This window comes from Brevibacillus nitrificans (assembly GCF_003710965.1).
GTDB lineage: Bacteria > Bacillota > Bacilli > Brevibacillales > Brevibacillaceae > Brevibacillus > Brevibacillus centrosporus.
Genome location: NZ_RHHU01000003.1, coordinates 769,116 through 790,410 on the forward strand (window position 1 = coordinate 769,116; position 21,295 = coordinate 790,410).

17 protein-coding genes are annotated in these 21,295 nt (G+C 52.0%); 1 reads left to right on the plus strand and 16 read right to left on the minus strand.

Annotation, left to right across the window (positions count from 1 at the left end; all coding sequences use genetic code 11):
- Positions 1-22: 22 nt before the first annotated feature.
- The 15 genes from EDM59_RS05540 to EDM59_RS05610 all read right to left on the minus strand — a co-directional run bounded on the left by EDM59_RS05540 (position 23) and on the right by EDM59_RS05610 (position 19,120).
- Positions 23-1,786 (minus strand): M28 family peptidase, encoded by a 1,764-nt coding sequence (locus EDM59_RS05540; RefSeq protein WP_246010910.1) that lies wholly within the window; start codon positions 1,784-1,786, stop codon positions 23-25.
- A 33-nt stretch (positions 1,787-1,819) separates the two neighbouring features.
- Positions 1,820-3,250, minus strand: coding sequence for a M20/M25/M40 family metallo-hydrolase (locus EDM59_RS05545; RefSeq protein WP_122922681.1), 1,431 nt, complete (start codon positions 3,248-3,250; stop codon positions 1,820-1,822).
- A gap of 42 nt (positions 3,251-3,292) precedes the next feature.
- Positions 3,293-4,120, minus strand: a complete 828-nt coding sequence (locus tag EDM59_RS05550) for an alpha/beta fold hydrolase (RefSeq protein ID WP_122922682.1) — start codon at positions 4,118-4,120, stop codon at positions 3,293-3,295.
- A gap of 10 nt (positions 4,121-4,130) precedes the next feature.
- Positions 4,131-5,291: a M24 family metallopeptidase gene (locus tag EDM59_RS05555; protein ID WP_122922683.1), complete on the minus strand. Its 1,161-nt coding sequence runs from the start codon at positions 5,289-5,291 to the stop codon at positions 4,131-4,133.
- A gap of 20 nt (positions 5,292-5,311) precedes the next feature.
- Positions 5,312-6,226 (minus strand): ABC transporter permease, encoded by a 915-nt coding sequence (locus tag EDM59_RS05560; RefSeq protein ID WP_122922684.1) that lies wholly within the window; start codon positions 6,224-6,226, stop codon positions 5,312-5,314.
- Positions 6,227-6,238: 12 nt separating this feature from the next.
- Entirely contained in the window at positions 6,239-7,198 is a 960-nt protein-coding gene (locus tag EDM59_RS05565; RefSeq protein ID WP_092276318.1) for an ABC transporter permease, read from the minus strand.
- A gap of 71 nt (positions 7,199-7,269) precedes the next feature.
- Complete coding sequence (locus EDM59_RS05570; RefSeq protein WP_246010965.1) at positions 7,270-8,973, minus strand: ABC transporter substrate-binding protein; 1,704 nt, start codon at positions 8,971-8,973, stop codon at positions 7,270-7,272.
- A 56-nt stretch (positions 8,974-9,029) separates the two neighbouring features.
- Positions 9,030-10,001: an ABC transporter ATP-binding protein gene (locus EDM59_RS05575; RefSeq protein WP_122922686.1), complete on the minus strand. Its 972-nt coding sequence runs from the start codon at positions 9,999-10,001 to the stop codon at positions 9,030-9,032.
- Positions 9,998-10,993 (minus strand): ABC transporter ATP-binding protein, encoded by a 996-nt coding sequence (locus EDM59_RS05580; protein ID WP_122922687.1) that lies wholly within the window; start codon positions 10,991-10,993, stop codon positions 9,998-10,000. Before EDM59_RS05580 ends, EDM59_RS05575 begins: the two co-directional genes overlap by 4 nt.
- 267 nt (positions 10,994-11,260) lie before the next feature.
- Complete coding sequence (locus EDM59_RS05585) at positions 11,261-13,003, minus strand: M28 family peptidase (RefSeq protein WP_122922688.1); 1,743 nt, start codon at positions 13,001-13,003, stop codon at positions 11,261-11,263.
- Positions 13,004-13,052: 49 nt separating this feature from the next.
- A complete protein-coding gene (locus EDM59_RS05590) occupies positions 13,053-14,288 on the minus strand; it encodes a M20 family metallopeptidase (protein ID WP_122922689.1) in 1,236 nt (411 codons plus the stop codon).
- A 120-nt stretch (positions 14,289-14,408) separates the two neighbouring features.
- Positions 14,409-14,987 (minus strand): nitroreductase family protein, encoded by a 579-nt coding sequence (locus tag EDM59_RS05595; protein ID WP_183192814.1) that lies wholly within the window; start codon positions 14,985-14,987, stop codon positions 14,409-14,411.
- Between the two features lie 14 nt (positions 14,988-15,001).
- A complete protein-coding gene (locus EDM59_RS05600; protein WP_183192815.1) occupies positions 15,002-15,520 on the minus strand; it encodes a nitroreductase family protein in 519 nt (172 codons plus the stop codon).
- A gap of 85 nt (positions 15,521-15,605) precedes the next feature.
- The gene (locus tag EDM59_RS05605; protein WP_183192816.1) at positions 15,606-17,657 is read right to left on the minus strand and encodes a sigma 54-interacting transcriptional regulator; all 2,052 of its coding nucleotides are present in this window, start codon (positions 17,655-17,657) and stop codon (positions 15,606-15,608) included.
- Positions 17,658-17,872: 215 nt separating this feature from the next.
- Positions 17,873-19,120, minus strand: coding sequence for a dipeptidase (locus EDM59_RS05610; RefSeq protein WP_122922693.1), 1,248 nt, complete (start codon positions 19,118-19,120; stop codon positions 17,873-17,875).
- Positions 19,121-19,496: 376 nt separating this feature from the next.
- Between EDM59_RS05610 and EDM59_RS05615 the strand changes: the two genes are divergently transcribed.
- Entirely contained in the window at positions 19,497-19,829 is a 333-nt protein-coding gene (locus EDM59_RS05615; RefSeq protein ID WP_122922694.1) for an antibiotic biosynthesis monooxygenase family protein, read from the plus strand.
- 98 nt (positions 19,830-19,927) lie between these two features.
- Here EDM59_RS05615 and EDM59_RS05620 read toward each other — a convergent pair whose 3' ends face one another.
- On the minus strand, positions 19,928-21,112 hold the full coding sequence (locus EDM59_RS05620; RefSeq protein WP_122922695.1) for an acyl-CoA dehydrogenase family protein: 1,185 nt from the start codon (positions 21,110-21,112) through the stop codon (positions 19,928-19,930).
- Positions 21,113-21,295: the final 183 nt, after the last annotated feature.

Genomic DNA, 21,295 nt, shown 5'->3' on the forward strand with positions numbered 1-21,295 from the left:
TGTGGCTGTTTCACGTAGCTCTTTACCCATTTTTCAGCAGCTTGCGTACGCGCTGAAAGGTCCAGGCCACACGATTTTGACCTCGGGTAAGGTGTGTGAGGGCCACTCGATACGGATGTGACCCAGGCTCCAATCTGGACAAATGGTGCACTGCTGCCAAGTCCGGTAACCGAGGCATGTCAACGGCCAGGTCGTGACGAAACTTTCCTGTTCGCGAGAAGTTGATCGTGACGAGCTCGCGTCCGATTTGGCGAATAATCGCATTCACTCGTTTCACACTTGGATCACTGACAGAGGCAAAGGAGAGGAAGGGCAGCTGCCGATAAAATTCTTGCATGTCTCGAAGCAGGGCTGTGGCCTCTCCTTTCGCGGCGGCAAACGAAAAGTGATCGCCTGCTGCTGCTTGGTATTCCTCGATGGTCTCGATCAGCTCTTCTACTGTTTTTGTAAAAACAAATGGATGAATAGGTGATTGGACCACACGTAGTATGGTCGTCATGTATACCCGAATATCCCGTACGAGAATATCCAAATCAGCGACATGCAGGAGGTCATCTTCGCTGTGCCACTCGATATTGGATCCGCAGCCCCCGACCCCGTAATAGCCCTTTTCTTTCAACTCTTCTGCCGGGATGCTAGACGAAAGCATATAAAAGGACGAAATTCCGATGTTGTGAAAAGAATAATCGCCTGCTCGGTGCGGACGAGTGCCTTTGGAGCGCTCGCCGACGGCATCCTTAATGGAAGACTTGCAAAGCTCTTCTGCTTCACTCATCCAGGTCATGTCCTCGTACGATGTCGCCCAGCGGCAGCCGGGAGAGTCGCAGTTGACCTGCGCAATACAATTTTCGTCGAGATCTAGGCCAAATTGATCGGCAAACCAGGTAGAGCCTGCATATCTGCCTGTCGAATGCCCAGGCCATATCGCAATCCTTATGCTGCGCTTCAGCTTTTGGCGGTGCTTGTGAAAGAGGCGTGCCATTTCCAACAGAGCTGCATTGCCAGTAGCGTTGTCACCGATTCCTTGGTGCCAGGAATCCAAATGACCGTGCAATAAGACGTATTTATCCGGCTCCTCGGTTCCTTCGATCCATATATCGATCAGCGGACACGTAAACCAGCCGTTGTCCAGATGCGTCTGAAATTGTAGGCTCACCTTTCCTGCTTGGCATGCGCGGATTACATCCTGTCCATCCTGCTTCCCGATCATCAAAGCGGGAATCTGCGGCTCTTCGTTCATGGTGTCCAGGTCCGGCGAGCCCCAGACGACGCCAATTGTGCCCTCATGTATGTAGCGGCCCGGACTGATGAAAATAACGCCAAGCGCCCCTTCCATGCCCAATTCTTTCGTTTTTCCGGACACCGGATATCCGTCCGTCAATACGATTTTCCCGCGGACCTCTCCATACTTCTTGGTTGCAAGCGGGTCAAACGCGTCGCTTAAATCGTCCTCATTCGCTGGAATGTACATCACCTCACCACTGATCCAGCGATCCCCTGTGGAAATCGAGCACGATGGAGTCTTAGCTCGGATTTCCTTCGTTTCCGGGTGGGTGACGATGATGGCTGCCTTTTTCGGGACGCTAACATGAATCCGCGGGTGATGAATCCGATAGGGGATGTTCCAAGCCTCCAAATATTGGGCCAAAAAATGAGCGGCAATCCGTTCATCTTCACTCCCGGACTCACGGGTAAGCGTGACAAATCGCTCCAGAATGGCTTTCGGCACCTCGGTAGAGATGTCGTTTAACACTGCCCTTTCGAGTTGGTCAATCTCGAAAGTCATGGGCAACCCCTCCCTCTCGAACCTGGATGATGGTTACTTGGAGATCGCATCTTGTGGATTTTGCTTACCCGACACCCGTTGGCAATAGTGGTCAAAGAAGATCGCCATCGATTTCTCGAAGTCGAGCACGCCTTGTACCGTGCAGTACTCGTCGCTGGAGTGCTGTCTGGCCCCATGACCCATGCCGCCTGTCACATAAGGAATCTGCAAGTAGCGCTCGAATACATAGTAGGGAGCACTTCCAGGATTCAGGGGCTGGATTTGCGGCTCTTTGCCCATCGTCCGGTACGTATCGATCATGGCTTGCACGACATGCTCCTCTACCGATACTTTTGACCAGTAGTATTTGTTGGCGACATTCATTTCGATGTCGGCAAATCCGTGTTTATCCAGATGCTCGCGAATCGCGCGAACCACTTCATCCGGCTCCATATGTGGCACCATACGAACGTCGACTTTGGCTGTTGCCATATGAGGCAGCAGCGTTTTCGTCCCCGAACCCGTGTAGCCGGAGTAGATTCCATCGATGTTCAGCTGAGGCCGGCTGTACAGCTTCTCCCATACGTCCATCCCGGTTCCGTCGTATTTCAGGCGTTTGACATCATAGTTTTCGAGAAACACGTTTTCGTCATAGATGCCTTCCTCGATTTGCTGTTTCAGAATATCCCTTTCTTTTGCAGGAATCTCTGACACATCATCCAAGAGGCCTTCTATCAAAATATTTTCATCGACGTCCACCATGGTAGAGAGAGCCTGCACGAGGCGCCATGCAGGGTTTTTCACCCATGCGTTAAAGGAACCGTGAATGCCGCGGGAGGTAGGTCCGCCCCAATCTCCGCCCTGACAAACCAGCTCAAAGTAAAGCAGTCCTTTTGTGCCAAGCACCAGACCGGGTGTACCGACTTCATCCTGCTCGAAGAAAGGGAAAAGGACAGCCTCTGCTTTGGACAATTTCTCTTTGTACTGCTCGAGGAAGGCAGGAAAGTTGCGGCTGCCCATTTCCTCTTCCCCTTCTACAGCAAAGATCAAATTGACTGGAAGCCTGCCATTCACTTCCCGGATCGCGCGAATCGTATTGAAGAAAGCGCCCAGCGGTCCTTTTGTATTCACTGCCCCACGGTTGACGATGCACGGCCCAAACTTGGGCAGATCCTTGATTTCCGCGCCCCACGGATCGACGGTCCAGCCCTCTTCGTCCGTCGGCATCACGTCGTACATCCCGTAAACCAAAAGGGTATGCTCCTGACCTTCGTCAAACTCTCCATAGACGATGGGATGTCCTTTGGTCGGCACTACTTCCGCAGTTCCTCCCAGCTCCTCGATGATCTCTTTTAATTTGTTTGCCGTCTCTTCGATTCCTTCGCCTGTGTAGCTGATGCTCGGCATGCGGAGAAATTCACGGACACGCTCCAGATCTTCCTCGAAGTTTTTTTCCAAATGGGTGAGAACCTCTTGCAGATTCATTCCAGTACCCTCCTCGGCTTTCTTTTGCTAGGATTGCGAATGTTATTTTGCGAGAAATTGACGAACACGGCTTACGTACTTCTCATTTTCTTCGAGGTGCGGCGAGTGTCCGCTATGTTCATAGATAACCAGCTCGGATCGCGGGATGAGGCTCGCAATTTCCTCTGACGCATCCACCGGAGTAATCCAATCGTGTCTCCCTACCGATACGAGAACGGGCACGTCAATCGCTGGCAGCTTGTCGCGGAGATTGAAGGTCGGCTGGTTCACGCTGAAGGCAAAGTTGTGCGTCTCATAGTGATAGTAGATGCTATCGATTTTCTCCTTCGCAACCACCGGATCGTATTCCACCGTATACAAGGGCTGGAGGGCAAAAAAGACGGATTTCAGCTCTTGGTTGGAGCGCATTTCGCCCGCGAACATCCGGACCAGCTCATCCTCGGTCAGCCCTGGCAGATCGGCTTCCAGTGCGCGTTTTGTCGCTACATCCTGGCGATCGGAGCCAGGCTTCGTATCACGCAGCATGACATGCGAGACATGTTGCGGATATCGAGTGACGTATTCCAAAGCCATATAGCCGCCATAGGAGCCGCCATGGATGACGATTTTGTCCACATTCAGCTGTTTGCGCAATGCATCGATGTCGGCAGCCCATTGCTCATGCGTATAAGGAGGCTTCTCTTCCGACCGACCTGATCCGCGCATATCCAAAAACACGAGCTTATGGGTCTCCTCCAATGGTGCAAATGCTTTGCGATCCGCTCGGCAATCTCCCAAGCCTGGGGCCCCGTGGATGAAAAAGATTGTCTCTCCGCCCTCTTTTCCGTGAACCTCATAGTAAATGCGGCAGTCGTTTATCGTCGTGTACATGCTCATCCTCCTATACGTTGATAATCAATTGATCCAAAGACTTCGGAAATTGCGTGACGACAAGCGGTTCATCGTCTGTGACGATGATCGTATCGGAATGGCGGAATCCGGAGAAGCCCTCAATGTAAATGCCAGGCTCGCTGGACAAGACCATTCCTGGTCGCAGCACGGTATGGTCGCCCACCTCGATCCAAGGCGCTTCGTGCTCCTCTAGACCTTTTCCATGCCCTGTCCGGTGCAGCAGGTACTGACCGTAGCCGGCTTTTCGAATGTAATCCAGTGCGATCGCGTCGATATCCGAGCACTTATTTCCCGGACGCATGGCCTCGATCGCCATTTGCTGTGCGGTCGCCATCACCTCCAGCACTTTTGCCTGCTCAGCACTCACGTCTCCGATGAAGCACGTGCGTTCACATTCCGCCCGATAGCCGCCTACATTTGCACCGCAGCTGAGGATTAGCGTCTCGCCTTTTTCCATGCGTTTCGCACTCGGCAGTGCATGAGGCATCGCTGTACGAAGTCCACTTGGAACCAGTCCGCCAGCAGGTCCACCGGGGACGTACACGACATCGCCCAAATCTTCAATCATTTTGTTTAAGGTATCTCCCGAAATCGTTTGCAGCATCTCCAGCTCAGACATGCCAGGTGCAGCTACCTCTGTTCCCCGCTTGACGATGTAGTCGGAGTACTGCCCGGCAGCACGGAGCAATTCGACCTCATGCGCATCCTTGGTCAGCCGCATTTCGTGGATAAGCGGATTGACGGACAAAGAGGTAGGCGCAAACAATTCGCGCACGCGATGAAAGAGCTCGCGGCTGCCGCCATCGATGCTCACTTGTGACAGCTTTGGATAGGTTTGCTTGATGCTGCCCACCATCCAGTCAATCGGGTGAACGACTCCCGGGTATTCGAAATAGTCGCGAATGTCCTGGAAGATCGTCTGATGCTTCGCCTCTTGCAGCTCCATCACCGGAACAAACAAAATCGATTCGCCAGCTGCCGGGACAAACAAGGCAACGGGCCGTTCGTTTGGAAAATGAAACAGCCCTGTGGTGTAAAAGATGTTGTACGTGTTGGTAACGAGCAGGCCGCTGATCGCCTTCTGGCGCAAATGCTCCTGTATGCGGGCAATTCTCTCGGCATAAACTTCTTTCGGAATCCTGGTCAGCATTTTACGTCCCTCCTGGAAAATTATCTTTTTCTCAAGCGCGGATTCAGTGCTTCATTGATGCCGATACCGAGGAAGTTGAAGGACAGCACGAGAACGACGATGGCGATGCTCGGAAACAACGCCAGCCACCACGCATGGATAATGACGCCGGTAGAATGCGCGTTTTGCAAAATAGTCCCCCAGCTCCAGCTCATAGGGTCGCCCAGCCCGAGAAAGCTCAAGCCTGCCTCGGACAACACGGACGTTCCCATGATGATCGTCATGTTGACGAGGATCGGAGGAAAGGCATTTAACAGAACGTGGCGGAAGATGATTTTGGATTCTTTTGTCCCAATCGCTCTCGCCGCTTCGATGTATTGCTTTTCACGAATCGCCAGCGTTTCCGCACGGGTCACCCGCGCGATCTGCGGCCAGCTGAATAGGCCGATGATAATCGCGATATTGCTGATCCCTGTCCCCAAAACGGCAGCCATAATGATCATGAGCGGAAGCACAGGCAGCGTCAGAAAAATGTCCGTAATCGCCATGCCAATGTGCGACACTCTCCCCCCGTAGTAGCCGGATAACAGGCCGATCGGTACTCCGATCAGGATCGAAATCACAGCAGAGGTCAGACCGACATACAAGGAAACCCGCGTCCCCCAGATGACCTGATCAAAAATGCTCAAGCCAACCGAATCCGTGCCAAACCAATACTGGGCGTTTGGCGGCTGCAGCATGTTGGTGACGTCCCCGTATCCGGTAGGACGATCACTAATGGCGGGTGCGAAAACCGCCAGAAGCAGCAGCGCCAAAATGCCGAATAATCCAATGAGCCCGAGTCGATTCCTCCGAAAGTGCTTGATGAACTCCCGTAGAGGGGACGTTCTGGGCTGCTGGATCGAAAGGGGCAGCGAGCCAGGGACATTTTCTTTGACTAAAGTGGTATTTTCCATTCCCCTTCCCCCCTAGCTGTTCGTAATTTTCGGATCCAAGTACGAATAGACAATGTCTGTCAAAATGTTCACCACGACGACGGTTACGGCCAGTATCAAGAAGGTCCCCTGTAAAATCGGATAATCATGCTCTTTAACTGCTTCATAGATCAGCCTGCCAAGACCTGGATAGGCAAACACCGTTTCTGTCAGGATGGCACCGCCGACGATGGCACCCAGCTGCAAGCCCATCATGGTAACTGTGGAGAGCAAGGAATTGCGTACCGCATGGCGCCACAGCACGACCCTCTCCTTTAACCCTTTTGCGCGGGCTGTGCGGATGTATTCCTCATTCAAAACGTCAATCGTGCTTGCCCGCATATAGAGCACGTAGCTGGCTAGATGCACGATCGTCAAGGACACGACTGGCAATACCAAATGCTTTGTGGCATCCCAGATGTAATCCCAGCCCTCCAAGCCGACGGTTACAGCGCCGCCTATGGGGAACCAGGGAATTTTCAGTCCAAGGAAATACAGCAGGATGATCCCCAGCCAGGGAATGAACAAAGCAATACCCAGGATCGACAAAGCATTGATCGCCTGGTCCAGAAAGGAGCCCTTGCGATAGGCTGCAATGACGCCCAAGGGTATGCCGATCAAAGCGGTAATCAGCATAGAGACGGACATCAAGACCAATGTCCAGGGAAGTCTCGACAAGATCACATCCATGACGGGAACCCTTTGCACAAAGGACGTACCCAAATCGAACCCAAGAAATAGCTGCTTGAGAAAGATGAGATACTGCGTAAACAAATCTTTGTCCAATCCAAAATCCTTTAAGAGCTGCTGTCTGATCTCCTCAGGAACGCGATTGTCCAGCATCATGGTCGTCGGGTCGCCGGGCATTACACGCAGGATTAAAAAGGTAGCAGTCACGGCTACCAGCACGGTGATCACGCCGCGCAGCAGCCGGGCAATGAGAAAATGCGTCATGAGCGGCACTCCCTTACGTGGATCACTCTACCCGAGCAGCCAATGGTGAGCCGCTCGGGTAAATGTCCGTTTTACTTTTTGTAGACGCCAACGAGTGAGTTTGGATCCACTAGGCCCTGCAGGTCACCTGGGAACAAGGTAAAGCCCCCGAACTTATCCGCGTTATAGGCGAGGTTGAATTTTTGTACGTAGATCGGCACCACCGGGAACTCTTTGACGAACAGCGCTTGGGCCGCCTTTACATCGTCGCGCGCGATCTGCTCGCTCTTTGCGTATTTCGCTCCGTCTGCCAAGCGATCCATCTCGGCATTCGTATAAGTGGCCATGTTGTTTTTCGCTTTGGAATGATACAGATTGGAGAATGTTTCGCTCGGCTCGTCCAGAACGCCCCATTTTCCGATATGCATTTGGAAATCGCGTTCGTTAAACACTTTCGCTACCAGCGTGTTGTATTCGACCGGCTTTAGGACCAGCTTCACGCCGATGTCAGCTGCGTTTTTCTCCAGAATTTTCGCAACCTTTTGGTGGAATACGTTCGCCCCGTCGTAGATGACTTCCGGTTCTACGTTTTTGCCGCCAAAGCTGCCTGGAGCATTCAGAATGCCATCTCCGTCGGTATCGCTGTATCCGGCACTCGTGAGGATCTCTTTTGCCTTGGCCGTATCGTATGCAGGCGCTTTCGCATCGGGGTTGATCCAGTCGGCAAACAGCGGGGAAATCGGCGTGTCGATCTGCATGCCTGCTCCCTCCAGCGCTACGTTCAGGATGGTGCTGCGGTCTGTCGCTGTCGCCATCGCTTGGCGGAAGTTGACGTCTTGCGTCGGAGATACGCCTTTGGATGCATCCGTATTAAAGCTGTAGTAAGCGAAGCCAAGGCTCGCTGTTTGCTCCACCTTGATGGACGGGTTGGTCGCCAAAAGCTTGGCTGCTGATGTCGGCAAATCGGAAGAAGTCACGTCTACTTCCCCTTTTTGCAGCGCCAGTGTCATCGTATTGGCGTCCGGGTAAATCTTGAAGATCACTTTATCCAGATAAGGGCGTCCGCCTGGTGCAGAAAACCATTTGTCGATCGCAGCCAGCTCGATATACTGACCTTTTTCATATTTGACGAGCTTGAATGGACCCGCCCCAACCGGTTCAGCATTTTCAAAGGCTTTCGGATCGTCGACTTTTTCCCAGATGTGCTTCGGAACGATGCGCACCCAGTAACCGATGGCTCCAGAGAAGGCTGGATAAGGACCTTTCAAGGTGTATACGACTGTCAGTTTGTCCGGCGTTTCAACCTTGGCTACCTGATCGAAAATTTCTGCGGTCCATTGAAGCTTTTTGTCGTGCAGCAGCTGGCCCGTGAATGCGACGTCCTCCGAGGTGATCGGCTGCCCATCCTGCCACGTCACGCCATCGCGAAGCTTGATCGTGATGGTAAGCCCGTCCTCTGAAGTCGTGACGGATTCAGCCAGGTAGGGCACCTTTTTCCCGCTCGGATCCATTTGCATCAAATGCGGATACAGATTGTTGACGACCCAGCTGCCAGGTGTCGTGTTGGAAACGAGCGGATTGAGGGTATCGGGTCCGGACAGTGTTCCCACTACCAGTGTTCCACCGACAGCAGGCTGCCCGCTAGCTGGTGCAGGCTGGGGCGTGCTCGCGGCCGGAGTGCTCGTGCCGGATGGTGTGGTCGGGCTTTGATTTCCGCTGCTCGTCGGCTGCGATGAGCACGCTGCCAGCATACTTGCAGACAGCAGGAGTGAGAGCATGACATTCTTTCTGTTCATTGGCTTCACATTCATTTCCCCCTGATCTTGTTTGGTTTGAAAGGTTTGACGAGATGCTATTCGCTGTATAAATGGCAGGCAACAGCCTCCCCGTCCGCAGTATGTCGCAAGGCTGGACGTACCTGCTTGCAGATGTCCATACAAGCCGGACAGCGCGGGTGAAATGCACAGCCCGAAGGCGGATTGGATGGACTGGGAACGTCGCCGGTCAGGATGATTCTGTCCTTCTTGCGCCTCGGATCCGGGCTGGGAACCGCTGACAGAAGTGCCTGCGAGTATGGATGGAGCGGTCTTTCAAACAGGTTCTTTTTCGAGCTGATTTCAACCACCCGGCCCAGATACATCACCAAGATGCGATCACAAAAATGGTTCACTACACTTAAATCATGAGAAATAAAAATAAAGGTCAGGGCAAATCGCTGCTGCAAATCCTTCAGCAGGTTCAATACCTGCGATTGAATGGAGACATCCAGCGCCGATACGGGCTCGTCTGCGATGATCAGTTCGGGTCCGAGCATCAGTGCTCGTGCTATGCCGATCCGCTGCCGCTGTCCTCCACTAAACTCATGGGGATAGCGATGAATCGCTTGCTCACCCAGTCCCACGACTTGAAGCAGCTCCAGAATCTTTTCTCGCCATTCCTTTTTGGGGGAAAGCTGGTAGTTTGCCAGTGGTTCTTCGAGGATCTGCCCGACAGTCAGCCGGGGATTCAGCGAAGAGTACGGATCTTGAAAAACCATTTGCAATTCCTTGCGCAGCTCGCGCATTTCTTCCTTTTGGGTGTGCAGGATGTTTTTTCCCTTGTAAATGACTTCGCCTTCCGTCGCTTCCAAGAGGCGAATCAACAGCCTGCCCGTCGTCGATTTTCCACAGCCGGACTCACCGACGATTCCCAGCGTTTCGCCCTTGAGGACGTGAAAGGACAAATCATCGACTGCTTTGACATGGGAAACCGTGCGGCGCAAAAACCCTTTCTTCATGGGAAAATACTTTTTCAAGCCTTTTGCTTCTAACAAAATCTCACTCATACAGACACCCCACTCGTTTTCGGATATAACCAGCAGCGGCATCTGACTTGCTCAGATAGCTCTACTAGCGGCGGGGATTCTCGGATACAGCGCTCCGTCACTTCCGAACAGCGTGTGGCAAAGCGGCAGCCTTTGGGCATTTCAGAAAGCTGGGGTACGGTTCCCTCGATCGTATGTAAGCGATCCTTTCCTTCCCCGATTTTGGGAGTTGAAGCGATCAGTCCTTTTGTATACGGATGGTTGGGGGATTCAAACAGCGTGAGAACGGGTGCTTCCTCGACAATCTGTCCCGCGTACATGACGATGACCCGGTCGCAAACCTCTGCGACGACACCCAGGTCATGGGTAATAAGCAAGATCGCCATGTCAAACTGTTCCTGCAGCCTTTTCATCAGCTCAAGGATCTGGGCCTGAATCGTAACATCGAGAGCCGTCGTTGGTTCATCCGCGATTAAGATGTCGGGATTGCAGGCGAGTCCCATGGCGATCATCACCCGCTGCCTCATTCCACCGGAGAGCTGATGCGGGTATTCGTCGATGACCTCATGCGGTCTGGGAATCCCGACGGTCTGGAGCATTTCGATGGCTTTCTTTTTCGCCTTTGCCTTGCTCATCGTGGTGTGTTCTCGTAACAGCTCGATTAGTTGAAAGCCGATGGTATACACCGGATTCAGAGAGGACATCGGCTCCTGGAAAATCATCGACATCTCTTTTCCCCGTTTTTTCCGATAGGCGTCCTTGCTGATCGTAAGCAAATTGGTGCCCTGCAAGCGAATCTCTCCCTCGCTTACACTCGCGTTTTCCGGCAAGAGCCCCATGATGGACAACGCCGTCATGCTTTTTCCACAGCCTGATTCCCCGACGATCCCTACCGTCTCTTTGCTATCCACGTGGAAATCAATTTCCTCGATGATGGCGTACTCTTTGCTCTCCATCTTGATCCGCGTTTTCACATGTTTGACTTCCAGTACTTTTGGCTTGTCTCGAGACATGATTTCCCCCCCTGTGAAACGACATCTTCTTTCGTTACCTTGGTTTAATAGCAAGGACTATGCCAGATGGTTTCATCGTGGGAAATCGTGCTACTGCCTTCCTTTTTGCGTCCGGGATCATCGAAGACGGCCCATTAGGTTCAAGCATGATTGGTTGGCAGACCCCAAATGACCCTAAGACCGATCGCGTTCGAACCTATGAAAAAGAGAAAAAAGCTGTCCCCAGCGGCACTACGAATCTGCCGGGAACAGCTGTTTTTGCTCGTTTCATTTTTGCAAGGACCGGAGTGTTTCCTGCACCAGCCGATTTGCTTGCTTCAGCGCATAATTGACTTCATTTCGCTTCCTTTGCAGGGAAGTCAAGAGAAAGTAATACTCTGGCTGGTCCGGTGTGGTTTGCACCAGCAGCTCGAGATCGGAGAACTTCGGAACAGCTGGCTGCTTCAGAGCCAAGTCATGCTCGTAGATACTGCCCTTTACGTAGTTGAGTGGCACCAGATAGCTGGAAAGCTCCAGCAGGCAGTGATTGATGAGTGTGACCTTCTCTTCCCCCACTGCTATCTTCATTTCGTCCTTTAGCTCCAGCAGGCTTGCTTTCACACTCTCAATCCGTGCAAGCGTGGACGACAAATCAAAGCGATTCTCTGCTTTCACCTGCCATTCCTGGACGCTTCCCTCAATGTCAGCAATCGCCTCCAGCTGGTCGATTGGATAGAGGGGACTCGTCAAGGAACGCCATACAATGGACAAGTAGATTTTGCAATCCCTCTCCAATAGCTCGGGATCAATTTTATCCATCGTGTCTTCCGTCGTATGCCACCACCAGCCAAACCCTCCTGATTTCCCCGATCCAAAAAGCTGACTGAAGGCTTTTGCGGCGGGATCCTCAGATGGTTCTTGTTCAGAGAGGCCCATGAAAAGAGAAGGGGTTCCCGTCCCCCAGAACGACTGATCCCCAGAGCGCCCAAAGCGCGAGCCCGTAAATTCCTGATCGGAGACTAGGCTTATGACATCGTTTGCAAGCTTTCGCGTTTCTCGCATCGTATTGGCTTCGGTCAGAACCGTTGCGTCCATCGCCCCGACGGAATCGATATTCAGATGCAGGAGACAATTCTCCCGCAAATCCTCCCAGTGCGTGTCGCAATACCAAGCAGAGCCTGCATAACGACCGTGAGAGTGACCGGACCAAAACGCGAGGCGCAGCGTCCGTTTCAGTTGGGAGCGCTGGGTGGAAAGAATACGCGCCACCTCCAGCATAGCAGCGTTGGCCGTCCCGTTATCCATCGCCCCGTAATGCCAGGAGTCGATGTGCCCGCTAAAGAGCACGAATTTATCCGGCTCGGCTTGCCCTTTGATGTCCGCGATGAGGGTGGGAATGGTGCGAATACCCGTTTCTACCACCGTCGAAATCGTACATATGCTTTGCCCTTCTGTCAGGTAGTTCTTGATTACTGCGCCTGTTTCAATCGTGACCGACACCACTGGGATGCTTGGGAGCAGTCCCTTGTTCTCCAGGGTCGGAGTTCCCCAGACGGTAGAGACGATCATCTCGTGAGTATAGGTCGCATTGATAAAGACAGCCCCAATCGCTCCCTGCTCCTCTGCCGTTTTCACGGCAATGGGGGTAGCTAAACCATCCAGGAGCACGATTTTGCCTACAACCTCCAGCCTTTGATAATCCTGTGCAGTGCCAGAGGCCGCGTACACGAGCTCAGCCTCCAAATGATTGACGGATTGCCCCATCGAATGCGTGATGGAGGGAATCGGCTGATCGGCCACAGTGAGGTGGGACTTGACGGGCAAGCTGATATACGCCTGGTGAAAATGCAGCTTTGTTTCTACACCCATCTTTTCTAATGTTTCTTTGACATAGTGGAAAGCACGCAGCTCTTCTTCGGAGCCGGACAGACGCACTTCTTTGGAAATGGTCTGCGTGAACTCCATCAGCTTGCTTTTGTTAACCTGCAGAAGCAGGTGTTCCTCTGGAATAAGCGTCTGCCATTGGTTCATATACGGTCCTCTTTCCTTTTCGATTTTAGAAGCATTCTGATAGAGTTGATCAGCCGACGATGTTTTTCGTGAGGACTGCCAATATTTTCGTCGTCTGAATCAAGTCTTCGATCTCCATGCATTCATTAAAGCCATGGATGCTGTTCTCGCTGGTGCCGGGTCCGAAATTGATGCCGGGTATGCCATTCTGGATGAACCAGCGCGTATCTGCTTGTGCCAAAATTCCAACTACAGGCAAGGTACGTCCGGTTACCTCTTGGACAGCCTGCTGGAGCTCGGAAATGAGCGGCGAATTTTCATCTGTAATGGTTGGCTCTGTCTGAAAGTCAGTAATGCGCGTGAGCTTGGCTTTAAAAGTAGGGTCTTCAAGCTCTAATGACTGAAGGATCGCCTCGACACGACCATAGAGCGAATCGAGGCTATGCTCGGGAATGACACGGAAATCTACTTCGATCTCACATGATGCGGGGACCACATTGACTTTTGTTCCTCCCTGTATCGTACCGATATTGACCGTTGTATATTTCATCCCGGGAATAGAGGAAGGCTCTCCCTCGAGCTCCTCCTGTAATTTTTCCAGCCCCGATACGACCTTCGCCATCTTTTCTACAGCGTTTAACCCTTTCCATTTATAGCCGGCATGGGCGGGGATACCCTCCGTGACGATTTTTAGCTGCAAAACGCCTGCCATCGCCCGCACAATGTGATTGCTGTAGCCTTCTACGATCACCATGTCGCCGTGTACATGCCCGTGCTGATTGATATAGCCTGCACCCAAAATGCCCCCTGTTTCCTCGTCGCAGGTCGCCGCTATGATGACGTCTCCTTTTCGCTCACTATCGGTTTTTGCCAATGCGACAGCAGCCATGATGTAGGCGCTCAATCTTCCCTTGGAATCGGTGGCGCCTCTCCCGTAGATGCGCCTATTTGCGATCGCACCGGAAAAGGGAGGATAATCCCACTGCGCTGGATCTCCAGCTGGAACGGTATCGAGATGGGAGTTAAAAATCAGATTCCTTCCCCCACCTGAGCCGCGCAGGATGGCCACGACATTCTTGCGCGGAGTACTCAAGCCTGCCGCCTGGGTCAGCCCATCTGGCACGGAGATGACTTGCACTTCAAACCCTAACTCCGTCAGCCCTTTCTCTAAGAACTCACATATTTCCACGTAGTTTCCCGGTGGATTCTCACTTGGGATTTGGATCAGTCTTTGAAGAAATGTAATGATCTGCGGTCTCATCTCTTCGACCACCTGGAATAGCTCCTGCATTTTCGTTTCATTCATGCGTTACCCCTCCTCGAGGATGAATAATTGCAAAGTCTATGCCAATCAAAACAGGCTGAAAAGCGCCTGATTTCCGTTTTTTGGAGGGGGATTGTGGTGTCTTAGGGTGTGAGCGGGAACCTAATCGTAAAAAGGAACGTTATAGGAGTTATGGTGCGTCACCCACTTGAGCGGCAGACGGCTTTTGGGAGCGGCTTCTTCCACGGAATAGCCAATGGGCAAAAGACCGATGATCCGGACGTACTCGGGGATCCGAAGGCTTTCTTTGATCGCCTGCTCGTTGATCCCTCCTACCCAGCAGCCGGACAAACCCAAAGCGGTAGCGGTTAACAGCAGATTTTGGACAGCCGCCGCCGTATCGATCATCGCCCACTCCGCTCCTGCAGGGCCGTAACGGGCAGCCGTCCGCTTTACGTTCGTGCAAGCGACGATCACCACTGCAGCGTCGGCGATCCAGTATTGATAGTTTTTCCCTTTGGAAAAGTAGCCGCTGTAGGTGGAGCGCACAATTTCCTGCTTTTTGCCGGGCTCATCTATCACGATGAACTCCCAAGGCTGCATGTTGCCACTGGAAGGGGCCCGTGTGGCTGCCAGCAAAAGCTGCTCGAGCATTTCGGGTGCAATAGGTTGTTGGGTGAACTTTCGTTTGCTCACACGCTCAAAAATCGCAGGAATGGGATAATCCAATTCTGATTTCATCCTGTCCACATCCTTCACGTAAAGATCTCGGCAACGGTGAGTCGCGGCGGAATTTCCTTTTCTTCCTCGCTGTAGCCGATCGTAAGAATTGCAATTGGCGCTATGTACCATGGCAGCTCCAAGTTCTTGTGCAGGATTTGCGGATCAAATTCCCGAATGACCGACGTACTGAGACCATGAACAGCAGCAGACAAGCGCGCATTCTGGATGGCGCTAAACGTATCTTGAATCGCAAAGATTTCGCCTCGCTCCCCCAGCCGTACCAAAGCCCGTCTCTTTTCAAGCATCACCACTACGATGACAGGCGCGCTCTTCAACCAGGCTTGCCCTCCATAGCTATCGGGCGACAGAAAGGGATCCAGTGTGGCGGCTATCAGCTTCTCCCTCTCTTCGGATTTCGTGATCAGCATCAGCTCCCAAGGCTGCGTGTTCGCCAAGGACGGCCCTAATGTAAAGGCATGGAATACCTCATCCAAAGCCTGCTCTGGTACGGGTGTTTCCAGGTAGCTTCGCACATTTATGATTGTGTTCATGACGTTGTGCCACCCCGTATTCTCGGTATGAACCAAAGCGATCATTCCTTTCGCTCAGAAATCTTTCGAATATTCGGAACTACAATTACGCACGCAGCTCCATCGATTGCTTCATCATCGAGAGCATATGCAGACCTTTGTCCGTGATACGGCTGCCTTGCCCCCTTCGCCCTGAAAAAATGTAGCCGAGATCTTTTAAGCTATCCATCCGATGGCGCACTTGCTGATCCGTTATCGGCACGCCTTTTCGCGAGGCGAATTCTACGATTTTTCCTCTCCCTACACATTCCAATCTACTTTTCGCTTGCTCCAGACATTCCAGGATGACAAAGAAGCTTAACAGCTCTCCTTTTGCCTCCAGCTCTTCCATATCCCCGCGTTTGGTTTCCCTCACCAACTGCTCCGTTTCCCTGAACTGCTCGGGAAGATCATTCTCCGAGATGGTGCTTCCGGTCATGACACTCGTCATATATTGCACCACGCTGTTGAGCTCCCGTACATTCCCGGGCCAATCATAGGTGAGAAGACGATGCATGACAGCGGGCTCCATCTGTACTTTCACGACGGTGTTTTCCCGGATAAAATGGTCCACGAGAAGCGGGATGTCTTCTCTTCTTTCGCGCAGCGACGGTACTCTCAGCGGCAGAACAAACAAACGGTAGTACAAGTCCTGGCGAAATTTCCCTTCTTCTACGAGGTCCTTCAGACTGCGGTTGGTCGCGGCGATGATCCGAACGTCAATGGGGATGATTTGCTGACCCCCTATTCGCATCACCTGCTTTTCCTGCAGGACACGAAGCAAGAGTGCTTGCAGAGAGGGAGAGGCATCCCCGATCTCATCCAGAAATAACGTCCCGTTGTGCGCTAGCTCGAACAACCCAGGCTTCCCGTTCTTCTTTGCTCCCGTAAAAGATCCGCCCTCGTAGCCAAACAGTTCGCTTTCCGCCAGCGACTCGGGCAATCCGGCGAAATTCACCGGCAAAAAGGGACCGTTTCGACGCTTCGACAGGCTGTGAATGGAGTGAGCAAATAACTCCTTGCCGGTGCCGTTCTCTCCCAGAATCAGGACGGTTTTGTCCGTAGCCGATATTTTTTGGAGCACGTCCAATGTTGAAGTAAGACGCTCACTTTTCCCGATGATGTCTTTGATCGTGTATTTTGAGGATAAGCCTTTTCCCTGCAATTCCTTCCGCACTTCCTGCTCGACCTTCTGGATGTTGGTCACGTCTTGAAACGCAGTCACAACCCCTATCTTTTCATCCTCCAAAGTGATCGGGGTGTTGTTCACGACCAGATTCAGATGCTGAACGGCTTGCACCTTGTTGACCTCGATCTGCTCTTTGCCTTCCGGAAGGGACAGCCATGGCAGTACCTCATCGACGGGTTTGCCTACCAGATCTTTGTTTAAGTCTGAGATGCCGAGAATGTTCTTCGCTGCTTGGTTGATTTGAATGATGGTTTTATTGGGATCGGTCGTGATGATGCCTTCGTGGACGGTATTGAGAATGGTGTCCAAATGCTTGTTCAATTCTTTCATTTGATTCAAGGTTCGGTAAAAACGTCTGCTGTGCTCAATGATTTCCCGGATGTATCGGGCCGCATACAGATTTGCTCGGTCCACATTGGAGTTCAGGCGAACGGCTAGCTCAATAATGGTAGAAACATCGAGTGGCCGAATTCCGATATTGACGACCTTCTGCATGCCTCGAGGCAGCAGCTCTGCTCCTTCCGCGTAAATCGCCGTATGAATCCCGTCGATCGGCTGTTTGCATCCTGGATAGTACGGCACCATATCGAACTGAAAGCCAAGATTTCGGAGCAGCTCAATCGTTTCATAGGAGGTCTCGAGCATATTGTTGACGACAAGACAACGCACATCCGAGGGGAGGGTCACCAGCTCTTCCATTTTGGCGATATTAATGGCTCGTCTAGCCATAATGAGCTTCTCACTGGGGATGTTCCAGCCCTCCATCACTTTCGGTGACGATACGAGAACCAAGTCAACCTCATCAGTATTGGAGATTTTCGACTCATGGAGAATGGTAATGCGATTTTGGAAAAAATCATTGATTTGATTCGCAAAAACAGAATGGGTGCGATGATCTTTTGCCACAACCAGAACGGTTCGCTTATCCACAGTATCCCCTCCCAAGATAGTCATACGGATATTTTCTACCATCATAGTATGGGAACTCCTCTGGTTAATAGGGTCAAAAAAATTTTGATGTGACTGGATTTTTCTGGAAGCTGCTAGATAAAGAAAGATAGCTCTCTTATTAGCGAAGAAATGCTAAGCGAGAACTATCTGGATGAGACGTTTCGTATTAGGACTGGCCTAGCAGAGAAACGGGATCAGGCGCGAGCTTTTTCATCCTTCTTGCCAACAGTCATCGATCTCGGGTCATACCAGACCTCTTCCAGGACGCGCATGATATTTCCGCCGATCACTTTGGCGATATCTTCATCGGAATATCCACGGGTGATCAACCAGCGCACAATATTCGGGAAGGCTTCTGTCGGATTTTCGATCCCTGCTACATAATCGACTTCCTCGAAATTTTTCTTCCCGTGTGCAGCTGAGATGGACAGGGCACTGGCAAATACGCGGTGGATGCCCACGTGGTCTCCGAACAGCACATCTGGACCAAATGCGACATGGTCAATGCCCACGAGGTTCGCGCAATACTCGAAATGCTCCATGAAAGAGTCCAGATTGTGCCTTGGCTGATTTTTCGTCATCGTGGTATGAGGAGCTGCCTCAATCCCAATAACGCCCCCACGCTCTGCGCACGCCTGAATAATGTGATCCGGCTTCAAGCGGTTGGATTCCCACAGAGAACGCGCCCCTGCATGAGTAATGAAGATCGGTTTGTCGCTCGTCTCAATCGTATCCAATGAGGTTTTGTCTCCAGAGTGGGAGATATCAATGGCAATGCCCAGCTTGTTCATGCGGCGCACCGCCTGTCTGCCGAACTCCGTCAGTCCCCCATCGTTCTTCTCCTTCAATCCGTACCCTAACGAATTTCCTTCACTATAGGCGATCCCCATGCAGCGAACCCCGAAGCCGTACAGGATATCCAGACGATCCAGCTCGTTCTCGATCATCGTGGAAGCCTCCAGCGATGGCACAAAAGCGATTTTGCGATTTTTCTTCGCCTGGCGGATGTCCTCTGTGGTGAGTCCGAGCACCACCATGTCCTGATGCGCGATATCACATAGGCGCATGCCTAAATCAAACAGGATGTCATCCCATTTCCACCCAGCTCGAGAAGTAATCATGGCGGTTCCATTCATGAGATTGTCAAACACGCAATCGAGCCCTGACTGACTCAGTCCTTCATAGCCCATGCTGTCTCTGCCCCACCGACGGAACTCGAAGAATTCATTCAGGTTCTCAGGCGCGACAAACATGTGGTCATGCAGAGAAATCACCACGTTTTCCTCGAAAAGCCGCCTCGCCCGCTCTTCTTGTGCGGTCGTCAATGGAATCGTATACGCAGGGAATAAGCCGGTTTCTTTGGATAGCTTGAATTCTTTGAAATCAACTCCTGGCTCCAAATACTGATAAGCGCGATATCCTTTGTAATCCTTTTGTTGCATCGAAATCACACCTTTCTGTTCTTCATGCGATGGACAGGAGGTTCTCTGTCATCGCGCGTGCCATTGTCTATTCATGGTGAACAAGATGCATTTTCGATGCCAAGTGGGTGCATAAGGAAAAAGGCAAGTCTTATCAGCGTTTTTCCTGGGCTGTCTTCGCTGCTATACAGAAAAGCTAACGATATTTGAAACCAGCTTCACCCTAATCGAGCAACCTAAGAGAACTCATTTTGAGTAAGCATAAGTCCCAGCCTTTCTTCTCTTTGCCATGGCGATCGAAAGAAAGGAATGCGCAAAGCCCACGTCGAAAAGTTAGCTCTTGCCAGCATCTGTGACAATGCCTTACACCGAGGCAAAAAGATTGGGAGGGATATCGATGAGCGGAATTGCAAAAACACCACAGCCACCGTACTATGCTGTCATTTTTACCTCGGAACGGACAGAAGGAGACAATGGATATGGGGACATGGCGGATGAAATGGTAGAGCTTGCATCCTGTCAACCTGGTTTTCTGGGTGTGGAAAGTGCCCGGGAAGGTCTCGGCATCACCGTGTCCTATTGGGAATCCCTTGAAGCCATTCAAAATTGGAAGCAGAACGAGAGACATCTCGTCGCACAAAGGAAAGGAAGGTCAGAGTGGTATCAACACTATAAAACGAGAGTCTGCAAGGTCGAGAGAGATTACGAATTTGAAGCGAGAAATACTTAGGAAAACACCCATACAAAAACCCCGATAACAACCAGCATTATCGGGGCTTTTGTATGGGAATAGATTGTTTATTTTCCTGCAAGCGAGTCAGGTGCTGTCTAGTCCATCTCCGCTAGCGCCCGCATCGCCAAGTTGCGTATCACGTTTTCGTCCATGGGCGGATTGTGCAGCCCCGCACGAACGTCGCGATACATCCGTTCCAGAGGCAAGGAACGGGACAAGCTCGCGCCACCTACGACCCGCATCGCCTTATCTACGATGGAAATAGCGTGATTCGTTGCGACGTATTTCACCAGCCCCAGCTCTGGTATCAGCTGAAGCCTGCCCGGTGGGTTCTTGTCCCAACGATCCGCGATTGCATACATGAGGTGACGTGCGACTAGCAGCTCCGACTCCAAAAGCCCAATTTGCTGTTGGGCAGTAGGCAAGTCAGCGATCGGCGTAGGCAGGCTCGCAGGGTGATAGCTTTTGGCAAAAGAGACAGCAAAATCCCGCGCAGCGTGGGCAATGCCTAAATAGCACGCAGGAATATGCAATAGCCAAGCGCTGGCATCACTCGGTGCCTGTGGTTTCTTTCCAACCGGATAGGAGCTGATGAGCGCCTCATCCGGAACAAATGCCTGATCCAATACCACGTCATGACTTCCAGTAGAACGCATCCCCAGCGTATCCCACGTCTCATCGATGTGAATCCGGTCGGAGGAGCGTACCAAGAAGCTCCCTATCTCATTGCGTTCCACCATGCTGGCGGAGACCAAAAATGTATCCAGCACAGGACTAAGTGTGCTAAAGGTTTTTCTCCCGGAGAGGAACCAGCCTCCCTCTGTCTTCACGGCTGTCGTCTGCGGTGTTCCGCCTCTGCTGGGGCTGCCAGACGATCGCTCTGTCGAAAAATGGTTCAGGAGCGTGCCTTTTTCCACCACTTCTCGGCAAAACGATCGGAACAGCTCCTCTGGCCAGGAACGAGTCGTCCGGTAGTGCAGCATCAAACCCATGTGCCAGCCGATCGAAAGCGCTGTAGACCCATCCCCCCGCCCAAGTTGTTCTTGGATCAAGAGCATTTCATAGAGCGAAATTTCTTCTCCCCCATACTCGCGGGGAACGGTTAGTTTCACATAGCCCGAGTCCTTCAGATCCTGGATATTTTCAAAAGGAAAGCTTCCCTCGCGATCATGCAGAGGCGCCCTTGCGGCAAAACGCTCGGCCAACTCCGCAGCTGTCTTCACCAAGTGCGCTTCCTTTTCATTGCGGATAAATGGATCGTTTCTTTTCTGTGTAGTCACACGACCGCACCTCCTATCCTACCTACCTGTTATCATATTCGCTTTTGTTGGATCCTTCAATCATTGCGCTGTTTTCCACGCATTTGCTGCCTCGTGAAAGGGAGTTCCGCCCCAATCAAAATACCCCCAAAACAAGCGGTTTGCTCGTGTGGGGGTGCTCGAAAAGGCATGTCGTTTGCGCGG

Bases quoted from the DNA above. Each gene is read 5' to 3' on its own strand.
- EDM59_RS05590 (WP_122922689.1), bottom strand. From the start codon at position 14,288: ATGAATGAAACGAAAATGCAGGAGCTATTCCAGGTGGTCGAAGAGATG.
- EDM59_RS05570 (WP_246010965.1), bottom strand. From the start codon at position 8,973: ATGAACAGAAAGAATGTCATGCTCTCACTCCTGCTGTCTGCAAGTATG.
- EDM59_RS05575 (WP_122922686.1), bottom strand. From the start codon at position 10,001: ATGAGTGAGATTTTGTTAGAAGCAAAAGGCTTGAAAAAGTATTTTCCC.
- EDM59_RS05545 (WP_122922681.1), bottom strand. From the start codon at position 3,250: ATGAATCTGCAAGAGGTTCTCACCCATTTGGAAAAAAACTTCGAGGAA.
- EDM59_RS05555 (WP_122922683.1), bottom strand. From the start codon at position 5,291: ATGCTGACCAGGATTCCGAAAGAAGTTTATGCCGAGAGAATTGCCCGC.
- EDM59_RS05595 (WP_183192814.1), bottom strand. From the start codon at position 14,987: ATGAAATCAGAATTGGATTATCCCATTCCTGCGATTTTTGAGCGTGTG.
- EDM59_RS05560 (WP_122922684.1), bottom strand. From the start codon at position 6,226: ATGGAAAATACCACTTTAGTCAAAGAAAATGTCCCTGGCTCGCTGCCC.
- EDM59_RS05580 (WP_122922687.1), bottom strand. From the start codon at position 10,993: ATGTCTCGAGACAAGCCAAAAGTACTGGAAGTCAAACATGTGAAAACG.
- EDM59_RS05540 (WP_246010910.1), bottom strand. From the start codon at position 1,786: ATGACTTTCGAGATTGACCAACTCGAAAGGGCAGTGTTAAACGACATC.
- EDM59_RS05615 (WP_122922694.1), top strand. From the start codon at position 19,497: ATGAGCGGAATTGCAAAAACACCACAGCCACCGTACTATGCTGTCATT.
- EDM59_RS05585 (WP_122922688.1), bottom strand. From the start codon at position 13,003: ATGAACCAATGGCAGACGCTTATTCCAGAGGAACACCTGCTTCTGCAG.
- EDM59_RS05565 (WP_092276318.1), bottom strand. From the start codon at position 7,198: ATGACGCATTTTCTCATTGCCCGGCTGCTGCGCGGCGTGATCACCGTG.
- EDM59_RS05550 (WP_122922682.1), bottom strand. From the start codon at position 4,120: ATGTACACGACGATAAACGACTGCCGCATTTACTATGAGGTTCACGGA.
- EDM59_RS05600 (WP_183192815.1), bottom strand. From the start codon at position 15,520: ATGAACACAATCATAAATGTGCGAAGCTACCTGGAAACACCCGTACCA.
- EDM59_RS05610 (WP_122922693.1), bottom strand. From the start codon at position 19,120: ATGCAACAAAAGGATTACAAAGGATATCGCGCTTATCAGTATTTGGAG.